An 18,012-nucleotide genomic window follows, 5' to 3' on the forward strand; every position below is an offset into this window, starting at 1 on the left:
GCGCAATCGGCACCGCGCGCTTTTCGGTCCGGCGCGCGGTCTCTTGCCCTTGTTTCCGTCCCGGCGGCACGGCTATTCTGCGCCGCGATCCCTGCGGCCACGGCCCGTCGGGGCGGCGAGGGTCTGCAGGAACGGGACAGGAATGGCGCGCGGTTGGGTAATACGGGGGGCGGTTGCGGGGACGGGGCTGGGTCTGGCGGTCGCGGTCGGGGTGCTCTGGTCCGGATGGCTGTTCACCGGGGATGCAATGTCGCCCGCCACGCAGCGGCCAGACCCGTCAGCCGGGATGATGCCCCTGCCCGCTGCCTTGCCCGCATCGGTGATTTCGGTGCTTGAAGCCGATCTGACAACGGTCAGGGCGGGCCTTGCCACCGCGCCCGAGGCGGAGAGGGCCGCATTTCTGCGCCGTCAGGACCGGCTGTTACGCATGCTGTCGCGTCCGGCTGAGTCACAGTCGGAAACCGCCGCCTTGCAGGCCGCGATGACAGAGGCGCTGACCGGATACGGTCTGATGCCGCAGGGTGAGGTTCTGGAGCGGTTTGCCGCAGGCGATCCCACAGCACTGCGCCCCGCCCTTGTTCAGGCCCGGACCGAGGCCGAGGCCGCGCTGCGGCAGGCGGCACGGACGGCCCATGCCTTTGGCCTTCTGGCGCTGCGGGACGGCGATGTCACGGCGGCCTCGGGCTTTCTGATCCGCGCGGCGGAACTCGATGCCCGCACCGACCATCTGCGCGAGGCCGAAGAGGCGGCAAGGTCGGCGGGCAATCTGGCGGCGGCGCTGGCCCTGGGGCCGCGCCTTCTGGCGGCGGTCGAGGCTGAACAGGGCGCGCAAAGCCCCGAATTTGCAGCGGCCCAGGCGCAGGTGGCCCAGACCCTTCTGGCCACTGATCGCCGGGATGAGGCGGCGGCATTGCTGCGCAAGGCGCTGGCAACCGCAGAGGCGGCGGGCGCGGGTGAGGGGGCGGCGCAGGCGCATCGGCTCAACCTGCTGGCGACGCTTCTGCATGCGGGCGGGCAGCATGATGAGGCCGAGGCGTTTTATCGTCGCGCGTTGGATCTGGACCGGAAGGGCATGACCGGTGAGGCCGGAGCGGATCACATGGACGAGGGCGGGACGGTGGCGGCCTCCATCGTCGCGGGCGCGGACCCGGTTGCCGAAACGCGCGTCGCGGCGCAGGGCCCTGCCGCAGATCTGATGGGGGCGGCACGGGGGCTGGATCTTTCCGCCCGTTCGGCGCCGCAGGGCTTCGGGCCGGATCAGGATGCCGCTGCCGTGCTGGTGCGTTTCGGCAATCTGGCAACACTTCTGGCCGCGACGGGTCGCGCCGATGCGGCGCTGGCCCTGCGGGCCGAGGCGTCAGCACTGGCGCGGACAGGCCTGCGCCCCGACCATCCCGACCTTGCCGCCCATCTGGCCGCCGAGGCCGATCTGCGCCGGGGGGCGGGGCAGGGGGCACAGGCGGTGGCGCTGTATCTTGAGGCGGCAACTGCGCTGCGGGCGGCTTTGGGCACAGCGCATCCCGACCTGACGAACGGGCTGGATGCGCTGGCCGGGGCGTTGCGGGCTTCGGGCGGTCTGGCCGAGGCCGAGGCACTTTACCGTGAAGTGCTGGAGCGCCGCGCGGCCACGGCCGGGCCTGCCCATGCCGATTACGGGCGGGCGCTTAACAATCTGGGGCTGGTGCTGCGCGATGCGGGGCGTCGGCAGGAGGCTGGCGAGAGTTTCCGGCAGGCCATCGCGGTGCTGACCACAGCGCTTGGTCCCGATCATGCCAATATCGGCACCGTGCGCGCCAATCTGGCCGGGTTGCAGCCCTGAAAGGGGCAGGACAGCCGCCCCCTGAGAGGTCTTCAGAGTTGCCAGCGCAATTCCGTTGTGGGCAGGGGTAGCCGCCAGTCCCGGGGCGGGGCGCTGCGCGCGCGCAGCCGCGACAGCAGCCAGCCCTCGGGCCGGTACTCCATCCACCAGCGGCTTTCGACCCCCGGAGCGCCGCCCTTGTCGGGCAAAAGCAGCAGCCCCAGCGGGGCCGACGCCATCCCGCGCCGCGCCATTCCGGCCTCGGCGGCCAGATGCAGGCGGCGCACCGGCGTCAGTTGCGGCGGCTCTGCCAGTTCGGCCACCACCAAGGGCACCGCACCGCTGCGCAGCGCCTCTTCCATCGTCCACAGGATATCCGGCGCCCGGGGCGCCTCGACAAGGATCAGCGCCCCGGGGTCGATGAACCCCGCCACCCCGCCGGGATAAAGCCGCCCCGGCAGCCAGCCCGGAACGATCCACAGCACCGAAGCCGAAGGCGGGGCCGGGGAAGATGCCGGGAATGCGCCCTTGCGGGGGGCGGGGGCAAAAGAGGTGGCCCCCCCGGGGGGCGGCTCGGCAAACCAGTCCGGGGGCGTGCCGTCCGCCGGATGGGCAGGGGTGGCCTGCAGATCCCGCCCGTCCATCGGGCCGGACGGCATGGCGCGCGTGGCAGGCGGGCCGTCGGGGCCAGATCCGCGCAACGCCCCTGCCTGCATCAGCAAAAGTGCCAGAACCCGCCGGGCCGGGCCGCAGAATTCATGCACCCGGCCCCGCAAAAGATCGGCCTCCACCCCGTATTGCGGGGGCAGCAGGGGCTGGGCCACCCGTTCGGGCCCGCGCCGCAGCGCCTTGTGCAGATCCTCGACGAACATGGCGCGATCCTGCCATGTTCACTTTATGTTCTCAAGCCCTTCGCTTGCGGAACCTTGCGAATGATGCAACCTTGCGCCCGCGTCCGGCCGGTTTCCGGCAGGCCGCCCAACCGGCCCGAAAGGCCACGCTTGCATGGAAAGGACCGCGGATGCGTCAGATCCCGCTTGGAAAAACCGGATTGACGGTCTCGGAGCTTTGCCTTGGCACGATGACATGGGGCAGCCAGAACACCGAGGCCGAAGCCCATGGCCAGATCGCCATGGCGCTGGAGGCCGGGGTGAATTTCTGGGACACGGCCGAGATGTATCCGACCAATCCGGTCCGCCCCGAAACCATCGGCGGCACCGAGACGATCATCGGCAACTGGTTCGCGAAGGCCGGCGGACGCGACCGGGTGGTGCTGGCCACCAAGATCACCGGCAAGGGCAAACTTGTGCGCCCCGATCAGCCGGTGACGGCCAGCAGCCTGCGTGCGGCGGTTGACGGCTCGCTGACGCGGCTGCAGACCGATTACATCGACCTGTATCAGATCCACTGGCCCAATCGCGGGTCGTATCATTTCCGTCAGATCTGGGGCTTTCAGCCCAAGACCGACCGGGCAGGCACGCTGGCCAATATGGCCGAAGTGCTGGCCGAGGCGGGTAAACTGATTGCCGAAGGCAAGATCCGCGCCATTGGCCTGTCGAATGAATCGGTCTGGGGCGCGGCCAACTGGATGCGTCTGGCCGAGGCGACGGGCCTGCCGCGCATGGCGACCGTGCAGAATGAATATTCCCTGCTCTGCCGCCAGTTCGACAGCGACTGGGCCGAGTTTGCCGCGATGGAGGAGATGCCGCTTCTGGCCTATTCCCCGCTGGGCGCAGGGCTTTTGTCGGGGAAATACGCAGGCGGTGTCATCCCTGACGGCACACGCCGGGTGCCGACGCCCGAACTGGGCGGGCGCGTGACGCCGCAGGTCTTTGAGGCGGTTGCGGCCTATATGGGCGTTGCAGCAAGGCACGGGCTGGATCCCTGCCAGATGGCGCTGGCCTTCGTGCTGGACCGGCCCTTTCCCTGCATCCCGATCATCGGGGCGACAAATCCGGGCCAGTTGCGCGCCAATCTGGGGGCGGTGGACCTTACATTGTCCGATGAGGTCAAGGCCGAGATCGCAGCGACCCACCGCGCCTTTCCGGCGCCGTATTGACCATGGCGGCGGGCGGGGCGGCCATGCTGCGCGGCGGGCGGGGGGCGCGTCTGCTTCCGGCGCTGGCGCTGCTGCTGGCCCTCGGGGCTTGCCTGCCCATGGGCGGGTCCGATCCCGCCCCGCCGATCACGGGGCCAGAGGTGGAAACCTCAACCCTGCCGCCGATGGGCGATGCGGGCGGCCTGACTGCCTCTGAGGTCACGCCGAGCAGGACCGAAGCGGTCTCGGCCGAAACCACCGCTTCTGAGACCGCTGCCGCCGATGCCATGGCGACTGCACCCGACGATGCAGAAATCACCCCGGCCGAACCGGCCCCCGCCGCCGAGGCGCCCGCGCCGGTGGTCAAATCCGCCGCGCATATCGCCTGCGAGGCGGATCGTGGACGCTATGTGCGCGTCGGATCGGGTTCGGTGATGGCCTGTCAGCGCCTGACGCGCGATGCCGGAGAATCCTGCAGCGTCAAATCCGATTGTCAGGGCGAATGTCTGGCCCGGTCCCGAACCTGCGCGCCGCTGACCCCGCTTTTCGGGTGCAATGAGATCTTACAGGATGACGGACGGCGGGTTTCCCTATGTATCGACTGATTGCCCTTGCCTTGCTGCTGTCGGCCTGTGGCGGGGCGCAGACGGTTCCGGGCTATCGCAAGCCCGGCACGGATATCTGGTCCAATGCCGTGCTGGAGGTGCCGCGCCTTGCCGGGGACTGGCGGCAGGCGGCGGATTTTGCGCCGCCGGGCGCGTCCTGCGCCGCCGGAGGGTTGACGATCCGCCCGGTTGCGGCGGGCGGGCTGGAGGTTTCCGGGCGGCTGTGCCTTGGCGGGCAGGCGCGTGCAATATCGGGGCAATTGGCCGCCTCGGGTCCGGGGCGGTTTAGGCCTTCCGGGCCGGGCTTTGCCGGGGCCGATGCCGAATGGTGGGTGCTCTGGGCCGATACCGGTTATCGGTCGCTGGTGATCGGCACGCCCTCGGGGGCTTTCGGTTTCGCGCTGGACCGGGAGGGCGCGCTGCCTGCCGACCGCCGGGCCGCCGCACGTGAGATCCTTGACTGGAACGGCTATGACGTGACCCGCGCGGTTTTCGTGGACTAGCGGACGGGTGGGAAGCGCGTCGCAACCCTCTGTAACCTAGAAAGAAAGCCGAGTTGCCTCGGCGGGTGCTTCGCCCCCGCCCGGGCAGGCGCTGTCCTCTGTTATTCTGCTTGGCAGGTGGTCCCGTTGCAACGCTTGCGCTTTGGGCGGGGAAAAGCGGTGCTTTTCCTTATCCGCCCGAAACTGCCGTAGCGGCCGCGCGGAATATCCTTTCCAACCGGATAGACCCGCCCCGCACCACTTACCCCCCTCAAATCACCCCGTCCCGCAGCTCGCGCAGATGGCCCGCCACGTCCCGCGCGCCAAAGGCGGCCTCACGCAGCAGCCAGTCGAAATGCCGGGTGATCGTTTCCACCCGCCCGGAATCGCGGAAGGCGATGTAATGGCGGCCCAAATACAGCACCGCCAACAGCGGCCCGAACACCGTGACCGGGGCCGAAAACACCCGTCTTGCGTCGAAAAGATAGATCCGCAGCGACGGGTAAAGCTGATCGCAAAGCCCGATCATGTGGTCCAGCTGCGCGCGCCGCAGATCCGCCCCCAAGCCGGCGTAATAGCCCGTTCCGGCGGCAAAGGCCGTGACCTCATGAAGGGGCAGGGCGATTTCATAATCCGACCGCGCCGCCCGCATCCAGTCCAGCCGGTCCTCTGACGCGCCGATGGCCTGCGCCGTGGTCCGGCCCAGATGCGGGTCATATTCCCATTCCAGCATCGCCCGGGTCTTGAGCATATCGGGAAGCGTCGCGGGAACATGGCGGATCTTGTAGCCTGCGGCCTCGCGATGCCAGTTGAAGATCTGTTCATCCACCAGCGCGCGCGGTGCCTCGGTCATGGTCATTGAGGCCGCCAGCAGATCGGCACCGCTCTGCGGTTGCTCGCTCAGCCCCAGCAGCCAGTCTGCACTGACCGAAAGCGCCAGCGCCGCCTCGGCCACGGCCTGCGCATTGGGCAGGCGCGTGCTGTTCGGCGCCAGAAGTTGCGAGATGGTCGAACGGTCCACCCCCACGGCCCGGGCAAGGGCGGCCTGCGACATCGCCTGATCGGCCATGGCGGCGGCAAGGCGGCTGCGGAACAGCGTGGCGCGGTCGCGTCTGTCGTGAATTGTCTGCATTGGTTATCTAAATCACCAAAGTTACGAAAAACTTGCGCATATACAGTCTACCGCAACATTACATTGCCCGCTATCCCCAAGACAACCCGGAGACAGTTTTGGACACAGCCCGCAGAACCCTTGTAAAAGCCCTTGTCTGGCAAGCTCTTGGCCTGTTGGTCATGGCGCTTGTGGGATGGGGCTTCACCGGATCGGTGGCCCTTGCCGGGGGCATGGCACTGGCGAATATGGCCATCGGCTTTGCCTCATACTTCCTGCATGAACGGATCTGGGCGCGGATCGGCTGGGGCCGGATGCCGCAGGGCGAAAGGCGTGGCGCATGAGCCTGCGGAACGCCCGGGCGCGGTCCATGGTCGAATGGCCGACGCTGGCGCTGTTTGCCGCGACGCTGATCCTCTGGGCTCTGGCGACATCATCGCTTTACACGTTTTCACCACTGGCAGGCATCCTGCTTGCCGGAATCGCGATTGCACAATTCTCCTCGCTTCAGCATGAGGCGCTGCACGGCCATCCGTTCCGCTCGGCCAGACTGAACGAGGTGATCGCCACGCCCGGCCTGTCGTTGACCGTGCCATACGGGCGCTTTCGCGAAACCCATCTGGCCCATCACCATGATCCGGTGCTGACCGATCCCTATGACGATCCCGAAAGCAATTATCTCGATCCGGCGGTCTGGGCGCGGATGCCTGCCGGACTGCGTGCGCTGATGCGGGTCAACAACACGCTGCTGGGACGGGTGGTGATCGGGCCGATGATCGGCAATGCGATCTGGTTGATGGGGGAGGCGCGGCTGCTTTGGGCCGATGCGCCGGGCGTCCGGCGCGACTGGGGGCGGCATCTGCTGGGTCTGGTGCCGGTTCTGGGCTGGCTCTGGCTGGCGGCGATGCCGTGGTGGGCCTATCTGCTGGCGGTCTGGCTGGGCCATGGGCTGCTGAAGATCCGCACCTTCCTTGAACATCGCGCGCATGACGCCGCCCGTGCCCGCACGGTCATCATCGAGGATCGCGGCCCGTTGGCGCTGCTGTTTCTGAACAACAATTTCCATGCGGTGCATCACATGCATCCGCAGGTGGCCTGGTATCATCTGCCGGCACTTTATGCCGCGAACCGCGCCCATTACCTCAGCCGGAACGAAGGCTATGCCTATCGCAGCTATGCGCAGGTATTCCGCAGCCATTTCCTGCGCGCCAAGGATCCTGTTCCGCATCCTCTGTATGTCCCGCCCTCTGATGCACCACCCGCAGGGCCGCAGGGCTGAAACCGGGTGACGGGCACCGCTTGCCGGGGCCTGCGCGCCATGCCATGCAGACGCCATGGAACTTTGGGTCATCGCCACCTTTCTGGCTGCCGCCGTGCAGACGCTGCGCTTTTCGCTGCAAAAGCGGCTGAAAGGGCTTGGCCTTTCGACCGGGGGGGCGACGTTTTCGCGCTTTCTGTTCGCAGTGCCGCTGGCGGCGGGGGGGGCCTTGCTGCTGGCGCAGACGGGCGGTCATGCGATTGCCCTGCCGGGGCCGGTTTTCTGGGCCTATGCCATGTCGGGCGGCGTGGCGCAGATCATCGCGACCTTCTGCACCGTGGCGCTGTTTTCCGAACGCAGCTTTGCCGTCGGCATCGCCTTCACCAAGACCGAGACGATACAGGTCGCGGTGTTTTCCGCGCTCTTGCTGGGCGAGGCGGTCAGCCCTGCCGGGGCGTTGGCCATCGTGATCGGCTTTGCCGGGGTGATCCTGCTGTCGCGCCCGCCGGGGGGCTGGCGGCAGGGGCGGGTCTTCAACCGTGCCACGGTTCTGGGGCTGCTGGCGGGCGGGTTCTTTGGCCTGTCGGCCATCGGTTATCGCGGTGCAACGCTGGAGATCGACAGCGTGGACGCGCTCTATCGTGCCGCCGCAGCACTGGCCTGCGTGACGGCCTTCCAGACCGTTGCCATGGCGCTGTGGCTGCTGTGGCGGGAACCGGGGGAGTTGGGCCGCGTGTTGCGGGCGTGGCGCGCAACCCTGCCTGTCGGGGTGACGGGTGTGGCCGGATCCTATGGCTGGTTCATCGCCTTTGCGCTGCAGAACGCGGCCTATGTTCGGGCGGTGGGGCAGGTGGAACTGATCTTCTCGATCCTCGCCTCGATGCTGTTTTTCCGCGAGGTGCCGACCCGGCGAGAGGTGGCGGGCATGGCGCTGCTGGGGATCTCGATCCTGCTGATCGTGCTGTCGCGTTAGGTTGCGCGGACATCACTCCAAGCGGCGGAACCGGGGCCGGTCGCCGGAATTGTCGAAAAACGGCACGCCCGCCGGGTCTGGCCCGCAGTCCAGCATTGCCTTGGCCTCGGACAGCACAACCTCGGTGATGAAAGGCAGATCCAGCCGCCGCGCCTCGGCCAGTGCCACCCAGTGCAGATGCGAGAGTTCATCCGAGGCGGCCCTGAAATCATTCAGATCGCCCGCAATCCCGGCGGCATCGGCCAGAAAGAACCGCGCATCAAAGCGGCGCGGGCGGCCCGGTGGCGTGATCGCGCGGAACAGGAACCGCAGCCCCGAGGCCGCAGGGCAAAGGCCGCGTTCGGCAAAGGCGCGCCAGTCTTCGCCCCGGTCGGCGGGGGGCTGTGTCCAGTTTCCGGGCTGGCCAAGGGCAAGGCCTGTCTCCTCCCACAATTCGCGGATCGCAGCGGCGGCCAGCGTCTCCGGTCGCCGGGGGCTTTCGATGCCTAGACGGCGGGCGCAAAGCCTCGGCAGGCTGCCGCCAAGGCGCACATGATCGTCGGCAGGATCGACCGCGCCGCCGGGAAAGACGAATTTCGACGGCATGAAGGCCGCGCCTGCGCCGCGCTGACCCATCAGGATCTCGACACCGCTCGCCGCCACCCTGCGCCACAGCACGATCGTCGCGGCATCGCGGATCGCGGGCGGCGCTGCCGGTTCAGCCACGCTGTGCGAATCCGTGCATCCGCCGCGACCATTGCATCGCCACGACCATACCTTTCAGCCGGGGCAGCAGGAACAGCGACAGCGCAACCGTGCCGATGGTGAAGATCGTCGCCAGCACCATCGGATCCGGGCGGAATTTCACGAAGACCCACAGGATCAGCGGGGCAAGGATATGCCCGACGATCAGGATGGTCAGATAGGCGGGCCCGTCATCGGCGCGGTGATGGTGCAGTTCCTCACCACAAACCGGGCAGGCATCGCGCACGGTCAGATAGCCGCGCAGCATCGGCCCGGATCCGCAGGCCGGGCAACGGCAGCGCCAGCCGCGCCGCAGCGCCGCACTCACCTGCCGTTCCTCAGGCTCGGGCGTGTCGAAGGTCATGCTTTGGTCGGTCATGATGGGCCATCCCGTCAGGGTGATGATTGAACCCTATCTACGCCTCCTTGTCCCGAAAGGGGAGGGGGTGCGGCCTGCCCGCGTCGCCATGTCGCAAAACCCGTATCGCAAGATCCGCAGCGCAAAAAATCGCAGGCCCCGCGACGGAAATACCCGCCGCCTGCGTGTGAAGGGCATGAGGATGACGAAACAACGTCAGCCCGAGCATGAAGAACAGGAGAACGCAATGAAACGCAACGCAGCCCTGACAAGCCTTTTCGCCGTGGCCGCGATGGTTGGCGCCACGCTGTCCACGACTGTCGAGGCGCAGTCGCGCGGCCCCGGAATGGGCGCGATGGCAGGCGGCTTCGATTTTGCAGCTGCCGATGCCGATAGCGACGGCAAGGTGACGGCCGAGGAATTGCAAAGCTGGCGGGCGGCCCGTGCGGCGGCACTGGACGCCGATGGCGACGGGCGCATCAGCGCGGACGAACTGGTTGCCGCGCAGATGCGCGCCGCCGAAGCCCGCGCCACGGCCCGCGCCGAGCGCATGATCGCGCGGTTTGACACCGATGGTGACGGGCTGATCACGGCGGCGGAACTGCTGGCAGGCGGCGACCGGCTGGCCGCGATGTTCGATCGGATCGACCGGGATGAGGACGGGGCGCTGACCGAAGAGGATCTGCAGAAGATGCAGCATCGCATGATGCAGCGTCATGACCGGGCACGGGGCGAACACCGCGCCCGCGCGCATCGTGAGGGCGGGCATCGCGAAAAGGGTGCGCATCATCGCGGCTGGGACAAGCGGGGTGACCGGGCCGAGCGCGCAGGCGCAGCCGATGAGGCCGCCCCCGCCACGGCCCCCGAGGCCGAAAATGGCGCCACCGAAGACTGAACTGCGGACTGAACGGTGAAAACCGGTCAGGCAGAACCGGTCGGGCAAGACTGGTCGGGCAGGACTGAACGGGGGATATCCCCCCTGCCGTCCGGAGGGACAGGCCCCTTCGGACGGCGGCCTTGACAGAGTCTTCTGGGGCCTCGCGAAAGGGGAAACCATGACGCGGGGTCGCGGAAAGTCAGGGTTGCAAGGCGGGCGCGGTGCTATGGCGCGCTCTGGAATGACGGGCACAAAGCCTGTATCGCCGACAGGATGACGATGGCGCTGGACGATACATCCGATCTGCCCGACGAGGCGCTGCTGGTGCTTTACGCCAATGGCGATCCTGCCGCTGCGCGGGCGCTGACCCTTCGGCTGGTGCCGCGTCTGATGGCATATGCCACGCGGATGCTGGGCGGCGACCGGGCCGAGGCCGAGGATATCGCGCAGGAAGCCATGCTGCGGCTTTGGCGTATCGCGCCTGACTGGCGCAGCGGTGAGGCGCAGGTGTCCACCTGGGCTTACCGGGTGGCGGGCAATCTGTGCACCGACCGGCTGCGCGCCCGCCGCCTGCGCCGCCCGGTCACGCTGGAGGATGCGCCCGAATTGTTGTCGGACGCGGCGGATGTGGAAACGGAAATGATGCAGACCGACCGGCATCGGGCGCTGACTGCGGCGCTGGCGGAACTGCCCGAACGGCAGCGGCAGGCCGTGGTGCTGCGGCATATCGAGGGGCTGGCCAATCCCGAGATCGCCGTGGTGATGGAAATCGGCGTCGAGGCGGTCGAAAGCCTGACCGCAAGGGGCAAGCGCGGATTGGCAGCACTTCTGGCCGGGCGCAGGCCCGAACTTGGCTATGGCGAAGGAGACTGAGATGGACGAGCGCGACCTTGACGATCTGTTGCACGAGGCCCGGACCGCGCCGCGCCCTGCGGCCCCCGCCGCGCTGACCGACCGGGTTCTGGCCGCAGCTTTGGCCGAGCAGGAGGCGCGGCACCCGGCCCGCCGGTCAGTGGCTGCGCGCCCTGACATGGCGCAGCGCGGATCCCTTGCCGGGATCTGGCAGGCCATGCTGGGGGCCATCGGCGGCGGGCGGGCGCTGGCGGGGCTGTCGACGGCGGCGCTGGCCGGGCTCTGGCTGGGTCTTGCCGCCCCGGCCCCGGTGGCCGCCCTGACCGAAAGCGTGTGGCCCGCACAGTCGCAGCTGGACCTTGTGGAATTGCTGCCCGATGATATCGACTTTCTGGAGGAGGGCTGAGCCATGGCTGAAAACCGGCAACCGGGAACAGACAACCAGCCCTTGCCATCCGATCCGCCCGGCCGCCCGGGGAAGTGGCTGAAAACCGTTCTGGTCCTGTCGCTTGCGCTTAATCTGGGGGTGGCGGGGCTGGTGCTGGGCAACCATCTGAAAGGGCGGGGCGAGGGGCCGCGCCCGCATTCGGTGCGCGATCTGGGCTTTGGGTTCTTCGGTCCTGCCCTGACCGAGGAAGATCACCATGCCCTGCGCGCGGCCTTTGTCGAACGCGCGCCCGATCTGCGGGAAGCCAGAGCCGCGATGCGCGAGGATCTGACGGCGGTTCTGGCCGCGATCCGGGCCGAGCCATTCGATGTCGACGGGTTTGAGGCCGCGCTGTCGCGCAGTTCCGCCCGCTCGATGGAGCGGCGTGCGCTGGGGGAGGCGCTGATCCGGGATCATCTGGCGGGGCTGGACGCCGCCGCGCGGGCGCAATTCGCCGAACGTTTGGAAGACGGCCTGCGCCGCCGCGCCGAGGCGCGGGAAAAGCGGCGCGAGGGCAGGCCCGATGATGAACCGGCAGGGCAGGAGGACGGTCCGCCCTCCCGGCCCTGAAGGAGCAGCGCCCGCACCCGTTGCGATGAGTCTATCTCAGCGCCTGCCGGACCCGTTCCAGCGCGATTTCCGGCGGGCTTTGATAGGAGATGTTCGTGACGAACCGGCCTCGCGCATCGAAGGCCAGCACTGATGACGAATGGTCCATCGTGTAATCGTCGCCCTCCAACGGCACCTTGCGCGCAAAGACGCGGAAGGCGCCCTGCGCTTTCAGGCTTTCCGCCTCGGACCCGGTGACCCCCACCGCCCCGGGCAGCCAGCCGATATATTCAGCCAGCACTTCGGGCGTATCGCGTTCGGGGTCGACGCTGATCATGAAGATACGCAGATCGCGCGCCTCATCCCCCAATGTCTCCTGCCAGAGACCGATATCGCCCAGGGTGGTCGGGCAGACATCGGGGCAATGGGTGAAGCCGAAGAACACCAGCGAAGGCGCGCCCTGCAGGCTGTCCTGCGTGAAGGGCTGGCCGTCGGTCGTGACCAGCCGGTAATCGCCGCGCCCGAAATCATCGGGCGTCAGCGTCTGCTGCGCCCGGTCCCCCATCAGAACCCAGCCCGCCCCGGCAATTCCGGCCGAAACCACGGCCAGCGCGCCGATCAATGCGACCCCGCGCAGCAGGGTCATCCCTGACCCTCCAGAAAGCGGCGCAGCTTGGCCGTGACCTGTTCGGGATCTTCCTGATAGGTGAAGATCTGGTTGTATCGGCCCTGATCGTCGAACAGCATCACATAGGCGCTGTGATCCATCGTATAGCTGCCGCCCTCCAGCGGCACGCGGCGCGCGAAGATGCGGAAGGATTGCAGCGCCTTTTCCAGTTCCGCAGCCTCCCCCGTCACCCCGGTCGCGCCCGGCAGCCATGAGACGTAATCGCGCAGCACCTCGGGCGTGTCGCGCTCGGGATCCACGGTGACCAGCCAGACCTTCAGATCCCCGGCCAGCGGACCGAGTGTGTCCTTCCACCCCAGAATCTCTCCCAAAGTGGTGGGGCAGACATCGGGGCAATGCGTGAAGCCGAAAAACACCAGTGAGGGTTGCCCTGTCAGGCTGCTTTCCGTGAAGGGCTGGCCTTCGGTCGTGACCAGCCGGTATTCGCCCTGTCCCAGCGTATCGGTCAGTTGCGCCTCGGGTTGTGGAGGGGTGCGGCCCGGCATGAACAGCCATGTCGCGCCAAGGCCCGCGATCAGCACCAGCCCCCAGAGAACGAAGCGGAGCCTGCGGAGGGAGGGTTTTTGTGCCATATTAATGTCCTGCCTTCCCGCCTTTGGCCGCGCCGGTGTCAGTGCCGCCTGTCGCGTCGTCGTGGCCGTGATTATGGCCGTGAGAATGCTCATGACCTGACGCGGCCCCCTCTGCCGTCTCCGGCGCGCTGCGGGCGTTCAGCGCCACGATGTCGAAAACGACCGTCGCCTCGCCGGCCTGCTCGAACTGCAATAGCATTTCGACGCGCTGCCCCTCGACCAGCGGTTCGGCCAGACCCATCAGCATCAGGTGAAAGCCGCCCGGTTCCAGCATCACGCTTTGCCCCGCCGGGATCATCAGACCGTCGCGCAACTGGCGCATGGTCATCACGCCGTCCTTGTGCTCCATCATATGGATCTGCACCTCGGGGGCCACGGCGGCGGTGACGCCGGTCAGCCGGTCATCCCCGGCCCCGTCATTGCGGATGGTCAGATAGGCCCCGCCGACCGGCGCACGGGGCAGGGTGGCGCGGGCAAAGGCGCCGGAAATATGCAATTCGCCTGCCTGCACCTCCTGGCTTCCGTTCGGCGCCGGGGCGTGGCTGGCATGGCCGCCCTGCTGGGCATGGGCCACAAGCGGGATCGCCAGCGGCAGTGCCGCAAGGGCCGATCCCAGAACAAGGCTGCGAAGGATGGGTGTCATGGTCTGCTCCTGTCTGTTCATTTGATTTCAATCTCTCCCGCCAGCCGAAGAAGGCTGAAGCGGCTTTGCCGGACCTCAAGATCCAGCGTCCAGATCCCCGCAAGCGGCAGCACCAGATCGGGGATGATCCACAGGTTTTCATGGCCATCGGCCAACCGGGCCTCACGGGTCAACTGCTCAATCCCGCGATCAGGCAAGGAAAGCCCAAGCGTGACCGCCATCGCCCCGAGCGGCGCAAAAGTGCTGTCGGTCAGCTCGATCTCGATCAGGGCCGGCCCAGCCTTGCCCGGCGTGATGATCAGATTGGCCATCACTTCCGTGCTGTGCAGATGTCCATAGGCGGCAGGGGCAGGTTGGGCCGTGATCTGTGCCAATGCGCGTGGCGGCGGGGTGAAGCGCCAGCCAGCGGCCAGCGCAAGGATCAGCAGCGCCAGAACCAGTTCGGCCGCGATCATCCGGCGCAGGCGGGCAAGGGCGTGGGGCGCGCCACCCAGCGCCGGACCGGTCAGCCGCCAGCGATTAAAGGCGGCCAGCATGAACAGCGCCGCCAGCAGCGCCAGTTTTGCCGCCAGAATCGCGCCATAGGGTGACCACCATGCTGCCGGATCGGGGCCAAGCTGCACGATGGCCAGCGCCAGGCCCGACCCCAGCAGCAGGATCACCGCGACCGGCAACACCGCTGAATAGCGGCGCAGGGCCGGGGGCGCGATGCCTTGTCGCGATGGGGTCAGCGACAAGGCCAGCGGCAGCAGCGCGCCGATCCAGAAACAAAGGGCGGCAAGATGCAGAAACACCATGGGCCGCGTCAGCCAGCGCGGTTCGGCCGCCCCGGCATGGCCGCTTGTCGCATAGGCCGCCGCCAGCGCCGCAAGCGCAACCCAGCCCAGCAGCGGCCAGCGCAGTGCGGCAAGGGCGGTCAGGGCGGCAAGCATCGCAAGTCCGGTGCTGGGACCGAAAGCCGTGCCCGCCGCTGCGCGCCAAGGGGCGGCATCGGCCAACGCAGCAAAGCCCAGCCCCAGCGCATCCAGCCCGTGCAGACCCAGATAGGCAGGCGCGGCAACCAGACCCAGCAGCACCGCCCCGGCAACCGGGCGTCGCGCCGCCGGAGGCAGGGGCGATATCGCGCCATAAAGCGCCCCGCCGACGCCCAGCACCAGCCCCGCCGCCATCAGAAATCGTGCGGCCCAGATCACCATGGACAGGGCCGGATCGCGCGTCTCTGCCGTGATCGCAGCCCCTGTAACCTCGGCCAGCGAAAAGATCAGCGACCCCGCGACCGGATGCCCGTCATCCGATGCAACCCGCCAGGACAGGACATGCGTGCCCCGCTCCAGTTCGGGCAGCGGGATCTGCAAGGCCGCCGCCGCCGCCACCTGATCCGTCAGGTCGGTCTCGGACCCGTCCGGCGCGATCAGCCGGATCGCCAGCGGGCGGACCGGTTCATTGAAGACCAGCGCAGCGGTTCCGGGGGCGGTTTGCAACAGGCTGCCATCGGCGGGTGTGGTCGATTGCAGCACGGCATGGGCATGGGCCGCACCGGCAAAAAGCGTCAGTACCAGCAAGAGTGGGGCAAGAAGGCGGCAGGTCAGCGGGTGGACTGAAGGACGGGACATGAAGGCTCTCCGGGCCGGGGCGGCGGGGTCGGGCGGGGGCCGCGCGCAGCCCCCGCCCCTGTTTCGTCGTCAGTGCTGGTGATCGGCAGGCAGCAGCTTCACCCCCGGCGCGGGCTTCGGTGCGTCATGGTCATCGGTCTGCTCGATCCAGGCCTCTTCGCCATCCGCGCATTCCTGCACGCTGGGGAAATAGAAGCTTTGACCCGGTTCCAGACTGCCGACAAAGGTGCCGCGAAAGACGAATTCATCGTAATGCTCGTTTGGCAGATTGCCGCCCGACCAGACGATTTCCTTGACGCCCTCGCTCAGCGCGCTGCCGTAATAGTCATAGCTGCTTTCATACTCCCCCCTGACCGTTTCCAGCGTCCAGCCCGGCTTGGGCATGGGTTTCACATTGATGAAGCCTTCGGGGATCTGGACGCGCAGCGTATGCGTCGCCTGATCGCCGCAGCCATGCGGCACGCGCAGCACGGCCTTGTAGGTTGCGCCGACACGTGCCTCTTGCTGTTCAAGCGAAACATGCGCCAGCGCCGGGGTGGTCAGGGCGCCAAGGGTGAAGGCAAGGGCGATTGTGGTGTTGCGTTTCATGATGGGTCTCATTTCGTGAAATCTGTTCTTGTGCGGCCCGGCATCTGCTGCGGGTCCGCGATTGAGGCGTTCATTCAGATCAGGACCGGGGGCGCGCGGGGTTGCGGCAGGGCATGGCGCGCGCGCCGGGGACGCGGAGGGGCAGGGCGGGCGCGGCGCAGCAGGCTGCAGCGGCGGCGGGACAGGATCAGCCCCTGCGCCAAGGGGGGCAGGGCCGCCGTGGCGGTCACACCTTGAAAAGGACAGGTCAGAACCGGGCGATCCTCAGCCCGCGGCCCCCCTGCGGGCTGGCACAGCAGCGAAGCCCCGGGCGGCAGCGCTCCCGCGATCTGGAAAGTGACAAGCGCCTGCGCGCTTTGATGCAGCGGCGACAAAAGCAGCAGCATCCAGAGCGCCAATGCGGCCAGCGCAAAGCCCGCCTCACGCAGGATCGACGCAAGGCGAAGCCCTGGACGCGTTGTGGGGCGTTCCGTCAACATGGTGACCAGGCTGCGAATGCGGCAGGCCGGTAGGGCAGGGGATCATGCGCCATGGCATGGGCTCCGGGATCTGGCAAGTTCAGGTCAGGACAAGGCCCCGCCGCAATAGCGCAGCGCGCAGGGCATCAGACCGCGCAAAGGCGGTTCATTGTTCAGACCTGTGCCGGAGGGGCCCTTGGCTGGCCCGGAGGGGAATTCTGCGCGCGATGCAGGCGCGGGGTGGCCGGGGAAAACGCGGCGGCTTGGGGCAGCTGCAGGAGAACGGCCAGCATCACCGGGGGCGGTGGCGCGGTCAGACCGGACTTGCCGATCCCTTGCGCCGGGCAGACCGGGATCGCATGGTCTTTGTCGCCGCCATCGGCATCCAGCGTGATGCAGATCGACCAGCCCGCCGGAACCTGATGCCCGGCGTCGGCCATGACCCGCAAGAGGCCCGAAGACTGATGCAGCGGCGCCAGCAGCGACAGCATCCAGATCGCCAGAATGGCAAGCGCCAGTCCGGTTTCACGAATGGAATTGCCAAGGGTCGGGCTGCTTTTCATCTGTCCTCCGCCGCGCAGAGTAGGACCTGGGAGGGAAAAGGGCAATCGCGCCCCGACCGGCGGGACAGGATGCCGCAACCCCTTGGTGTTCAGCGCCTTGGTTCCGCCGCCTGCCGCTTTGCCCTGTGCGATCCGGGGCCTGCCCCCTCGGACGGATCCCGCCGGGTCAGACGATAGACCGTTGCCGGAGGCAGGTTCAGCAGGGTGCCGCCGATCCGTTCCGCGCGAAGGCCCAGCCGGTCCATCATCGCCGCCGGAACCGGGCAGCGCGGCCCATAGGTGAACTGGTAAAACGCGCCACCCGGACGCAGGCAGGCAAAGGCCCCGCTGAGAATGCCCATCACCTTGCGACGCGGAAGCGACAGCAGCGGCAGGCCGCTGACCACGGCCCCGGGGCGCTTGCCGGGGAAAAGACGGGGGGCCGAAAGCCGCGCCGCATCGGCCTGCAGGATGCGGGCCTCTGGAAAGCGCAGTCGCAGCGGTGCGATGAATTCCTCGCCGAACTCGATCAGCGTCAGATCCTTTTCGGCCAGCCCCCGGTCCAGCAGCGCCTGCGTGAAGACGCCGGTGCCGGGACCAAGCTCCAGCACCGGAGCCGAGGCCGGATCAATCTCCCGGGTGATCAGACGGGCCAGCCCCTGACCCGAAGGCGCGATCGAGGCGACACGTTTCGGATCGGCCAGCCATGAGCGGAAAAACCGCAGCCTGTCGGCGCGTTCGGGGCCGTTGCGGTCGCTTTCCGGTTCGATGCGCATGGTCATGCCGCAGTCCTCTGCATCAGGCGCCTTTCCTGCGGCGCGGCGCGGGACGCGGCGAAACCGGGGGTGATGCGGGCA

At 67.9% G+C, this 18,012-nt stretch carries 23 protein-coding genes; 11 read left to right on the forward strand and 12 right to left on the reverse strand.

Annotated features, from left to right (window positions below; genetic code table 11):
- Window positions 1-142: 142 nt before the first annotated feature.
- Window positions 143-1,819 carry a tetratricopeptide repeat protein gene (locus tag JL811_RS20130; RefSeq protein WP_202687018.1) on the forward strand — a complete coding sequence of 559 codons (1,677 nt, stop codon included), beginning with the start codon at window positions 143-145 and terminating at the stop codon, window positions 1,817-1,819.
- Window positions 1,820-1,851: 32 nt separating this feature from the next.
- Here the strand turns inward: JL811_RS20130 and JL811_RS03915 are convergent, their stop codons facing one another.
- Window positions 1,852-2,670 (reverse strand): ImuA family protein, encoded by an 819-nt coding sequence (locus tag JL811_RS03915; protein WP_202687019.1) that lies wholly within the window; start codon window positions 2,668-2,670, stop codon window positions 1,852-1,854.
- Between the two features lie 149 nt (window positions 2,671-2,819).
- On the opposite strand from JL811_RS03915, the gene JL811_RS03920 reads away from it, so the two are divergent.
- The 3 genes from JL811_RS03920 to JL811_RS03930 are packed head-to-tail and all read left to right on the forward strand — an operon-like array spanning window position 2,820 to window position 4,944.
- Window positions 2,820-3,857 (forward strand): aldo/keto reductase, encoded by a 1,038-nt coding sequence (locus tag JL811_RS03920; RefSeq protein WP_202687020.1) that lies wholly within the window; start codon window positions 2,820-2,822, stop codon window positions 3,855-3,857.
- A complete protein-coding gene (locus JL811_RS03925; RefSeq protein ID WP_202687021.1) occupies window positions 3,854-4,441 on the forward strand; it encodes a hypothetical protein in 588 nt (195 codons plus the stop codon). Before JL811_RS03920 ends, JL811_RS03925 begins: the two co-directional genes overlap by 4 nt.
- Window positions 4,429-4,944 (forward strand): lipocalin family protein, encoded by a 516-nt coding sequence (locus tag JL811_RS03930; protein ID WP_202687022.1) that lies wholly within the window; start codon window positions 4,429-4,431, stop codon window positions 4,942-4,944. Before JL811_RS03925 ends, JL811_RS03930 begins: the two co-directional genes overlap by 13 nt.
- A 250-nt stretch (window positions 4,945-5,194) precedes the next feature.
- Here JL811_RS03930 and JL811_RS03935 read toward each other — a convergent pair whose 3' ends face one another.
- Window positions 5,195-6,055 carry a helix-turn-helix domain-containing protein gene (locus tag JL811_RS03935; RefSeq protein ID WP_202687023.1) on the reverse strand — a complete coding sequence of 287 codons (861 nt, stop codon included), beginning with the start codon at window positions 6,053-6,055 and terminating at the stop codon, window positions 5,195-5,197.
- Between the two features lie 98 nt (window positions 6,056-6,153).
- Here JL811_RS03935 and JL811_RS03940 point away from each other — a divergent pair, with 98 nt between their 5' ends.
- From JL811_RS03940 to JL811_RS03950, 3 genes are read left to right on the forward strand one after another with little or no spacing between them, the layout of a single operon-like run.
- Window positions 6,154-6,378 carry a DUF2061 domain-containing protein gene (locus tag JL811_RS03940; protein WP_202687024.1) on the forward strand — a complete coding sequence of 75 codons (225 nt, stop codon included), beginning with the start codon at window positions 6,154-6,156 and terminating at the stop codon, window positions 6,376-6,378.
- Window positions 6,375-7,313, forward strand: coding sequence for a fatty acid desaturase (locus JL811_RS03945; protein ID WP_202687025.1), 939 nt, complete (start codon window positions 6,375-6,377; stop codon window positions 7,311-7,313). The genes JL811_RS03940 and JL811_RS03945 overlap by 4 nt, the downstream gene beginning before the upstream one ends.
- Before the next feature lie 55 nt (window positions 7,314-7,368).
- A complete protein-coding gene (locus tag JL811_RS03950) occupies window positions 7,369-8,265 on the forward strand; it encodes a DMT family transporter (RefSeq protein ID WP_202687026.1) in 897 nt (298 codons plus the stop codon).
- 12 nt (window positions 8,266-8,277) lie between these two features.
- On the opposite strand, the gene JL811_RS03955 is transcribed toward JL811_RS03950, so the two are convergent.
- Together JL811_RS03955 and JL811_RS03960 are read right to left on the reverse strand one after the other, a co-directional pair.
- Window positions 8,278-8,970, reverse strand: coding sequence for an NUDIX domain-containing protein (locus tag JL811_RS03955; RefSeq protein ID WP_202687027.1), 693 nt, complete (start codon window positions 8,968-8,970; stop codon window positions 8,278-8,280).
- Window positions 8,963-9,367 (reverse strand): DUF983 domain-containing protein, encoded by a 405-nt coding sequence (locus JL811_RS03960; RefSeq protein WP_202687028.1) that lies wholly within the window; start codon window positions 9,365-9,367, stop codon window positions 8,963-8,965. Before JL811_RS03960 ends, JL811_RS03955 begins: the two co-directional genes overlap by 8 nt.
- 181 nt (window positions 9,368-9,548) lie before the next feature.
- Between JL811_RS03960 and JL811_RS03965 the strand changes: the two genes are divergently transcribed.
- From JL811_RS03965 to JL811_RS03980, 4 genes are all read left to right on the forward strand, one after another.
- On the forward strand, window positions 9,549-10,241 hold the full coding sequence (locus JL811_RS03965) for an EF-hand domain-containing protein (protein ID WP_202687029.1): 693 nt from the start codon (window positions 9,549-9,551) through the stop codon (window positions 10,239-10,241).
- Window positions 10,242-10,496: 255 nt separating this feature from the next.
- Entirely contained in the window at window positions 10,497-11,096 is a 600-nt protein-coding gene (locus JL811_RS03970; RefSeq protein ID WP_202687030.1) for an RNA polymerase sigma factor, read from the forward strand.
- Window position 11,097: 1 nt separating this feature from the next.
- Window positions 11,098-11,481 carry a dihydroorotate dehydrogenase gene (locus JL811_RS03975; protein ID WP_202687031.1) on the forward strand — a complete coding sequence of 128 codons (384 nt, stop codon included), beginning with the start codon at window positions 11,098-11,100 and terminating at the stop codon, window positions 11,479-11,481.
- A gap of 3 nt (window positions 11,482-11,484) precedes the next feature.
- Window positions 11,485-12,072 (forward strand): periplasmic heavy metal sensor, encoded by a 588-nt coding sequence (locus JL811_RS03980; RefSeq protein ID WP_202687032.1) that lies wholly within the window; start codon window positions 11,485-11,487, stop codon window positions 12,070-12,072.
- Window positions 12,073-12,103: 31 nt separating this feature from the next.
- Here JL811_RS03980 and JL811_RS03985 read toward each other — a convergent pair whose 3' ends face one another.
- The 8 genes from JL811_RS03985 to JL811_RS04020 form a co-directional block, all read right to left on the reverse strand.
- Window positions 12,104-12,697 (reverse strand): SCO family protein, encoded by a 594-nt coding sequence (locus tag JL811_RS03985; RefSeq protein WP_202687033.1) that lies wholly within the window; start codon window positions 12,695-12,697, stop codon window positions 12,104-12,106.
- The gene (locus JL811_RS03990) at window positions 12,694-13,311 is read right to left on the reverse strand and encodes an SCO family protein (RefSeq protein ID WP_202687034.1); all 618 of its coding nucleotides are present in this window, start codon (window positions 13,309-13,311) and stop codon (window positions 12,694-12,696) included. Before JL811_RS03990 ends, JL811_RS03985 begins: the two co-directional genes overlap by 4 nt.
- Before the next feature lies 1 nt (window position 13,312).
- Window positions 13,313-13,954: a copper chaperone PCu(A)C gene (locus JL811_RS03995; RefSeq protein WP_202687035.1), complete on the reverse strand. Its 642-nt coding sequence runs from the start codon at window positions 13,952-13,954 to the stop codon at window positions 13,313-13,315.
- Between the two features lie 17 nt (window positions 13,955-13,971).
- Window positions 13,972-15,567, reverse strand: coding sequence for a copper resistance CopC/CopD family protein (locus JL811_RS04000; RefSeq protein ID WP_202687036.1), 1,596 nt, complete (start codon window positions 15,565-15,567; stop codon window positions 13,972-13,974).
- Window positions 15,568-15,636: 69 nt separating this feature from the next.
- A complete protein-coding gene (locus JL811_RS04005) occupies window positions 15,637-16,155 on the reverse strand; it encodes a YcnI family copper-binding membrane protein (protein WP_202687037.1) in 519 nt (172 codons plus the stop codon).
- 74 nt (window positions 16,156-16,229) lie between these two features.
- Window positions 16,230-16,634, reverse strand: coding sequence for a hypothetical protein (locus tag JL811_RS04010; RefSeq protein ID WP_202687038.1), 405 nt, complete (start codon window positions 16,632-16,634; stop codon window positions 16,230-16,232).
- A gap of 152 nt (window positions 16,635-16,786) precedes the next feature.
- Window positions 16,787-17,176, reverse strand: coding sequence for a hypothetical protein (locus JL811_RS04015; RefSeq protein WP_202687039.1), 390 nt, complete (start codon window positions 17,174-17,176; stop codon window positions 16,787-16,789).
- Window positions 17,177-17,265: 89 nt separating this feature from the next.
- Window positions 17,266-17,937 carry a class I SAM-dependent methyltransferase gene (locus JL811_RS04020; RefSeq protein ID WP_202687040.1) on the reverse strand — a complete coding sequence of 224 codons (672 nt, stop codon included), beginning with the start codon at window positions 17,935-17,937 and terminating at the stop codon, window positions 17,266-17,268.
- Between the last annotated feature and the right edge of the window lie 75 nt (window positions 17,938-18,012).

The organism is Szabonella alba, assembly GCF_016765775.1.
Taxonomy (GTDB): domain Bacteria; phylum Pseudomonadota; class Alphaproteobacteria; order Rhodobacterales; family Rhodobacteraceae; genus Szabonella; species Szabonella alba.

Bases quoted from the DNA above. Each gene is read 5' to 3' on its own strand.
- JL811_RS20130 (WP_202687018.1), top strand. From the start codon at position 143: ATGGCGCGCGGTTGGGTAATACGGGGGGCGGTTGCGGGGACGGGGCTG.
- JL811_RS03915 (WP_202687019.1), bottom strand. From the start codon at position 2,670: ATGTTCGTCGAGGATCTGCACAAGGCGCTGCGGCGCGGGCCCGAACGG.
- JL811_RS03920 (WP_202687020.1), top strand. From the start codon at position 2,820: ATGCGTCAGATCCCGCTTGGAAAAACCGGATTGACGGTCTCGGAGCTT.
- JL811_RS03930 (WP_202687022.1), top strand. From the start codon at position 4,429: ATGTATCGACTGATTGCCCTTGCCTTGCTGCTGTCGGCCTGTGGCGGG.
- JL811_RS03935 (WP_202687023.1), bottom strand. From the start codon at position 6,055: ATGCAGACAATTCACGACAGACGCGACCGCGCCACGCTGTTCCGCAGC.
- JL811_RS03945 (WP_202687025.1), top strand. From the start codon at position 6,375: ATGAGCCTGCGGAACGCCCGGGCGCGGTCCATGGTCGAATGGCCGACG.
- JL811_RS03950 (WP_202687026.1), top strand. From the start codon at position 7,369: ATGGAACTTTGGGTCATCGCCACCTTTCTGGCTGCCGCCGTGCAGACG.
- JL811_RS03960 (WP_202687028.1), bottom strand. From the start codon at position 9,367: ATGACCGACCAAAGCATGACCTTCGACACGCCCGAGCCTGAGGAACGG.
- JL811_RS03965 (WP_202687029.1), top strand. From the start codon at position 9,549: ATGACGAAACAACGTCAGCCCGAGCATGAAGAACAGGAGAACGCAATG.
- JL811_RS03970 (WP_202687030.1), top strand. From the start codon at position 10,497: ATGACGATGGCGCTGGACGATACATCCGATCTGCCCGACGAGGCGCTG.
- JL811_RS03975 (WP_202687031.1), top strand. From the start codon at position 11,098: ATGGACGAGCGCGACCTTGACGATCTGTTGCACGAGGCCCGGACCGCG.
- JL811_RS03980 (WP_202687032.1), top strand. From the start codon at position 11,485: ATGGCTGAAAACCGGCAACCGGGAACAGACAACCAGCCCTTGCCATCC.
- JL811_RS03985 (WP_202687033.1), bottom strand. From the start codon at position 12,697: ATGACCCTGCTGCGCGGGGTCGCATTGATCGGCGCGCTGGCCGTGGTT.
- JL811_RS03990 (WP_202687034.1), bottom strand. From the start codon at position 13,311: ATGGCACAAAAACCCTCCCTCCGCAGGCTCCGCTTCGTTCTCTGGGGG.
- JL811_RS03995 (WP_202687035.1), bottom strand. From the start codon at position 13,954: ATGACACCCATCCTTCGCAGCCTTGTTCTGGGATCGGCCCTTGCGGCA.
- JL811_RS04000 (WP_202687036.1), bottom strand. From the start codon at position 15,567: ATGTCCCGTCCTTCAGTCCACCCGCTGACCTGCCGCCTTCTTGCCCCA.
- JL811_RS04005 (WP_202687037.1), bottom strand. From the start codon at position 16,155: ATGAAACGCAACACCACAATCGCCCTTGCCTTCACCCTTGGCGCCCTG.
- JL811_RS04010 (WP_202687038.1), bottom strand. From the start codon at position 16,634: ATGTTGACGGAACGCCCCACAACGCGTCCAGGGCTTCGCCTTGCGTCG.
- JL811_RS04015 (WP_202687039.1), bottom strand. From the start codon at position 17,176: ATGAAAAGCAGCCCGACCCTTGGCAATTCCATTCGTGAAACCGGACTG.
- JL811_RS04020 (WP_202687040.1), bottom strand. From the start codon at position 17,937: ATGACCATGCGCATCGAACCGGAAAGCGACCGCAACGGCCCCGAACGC.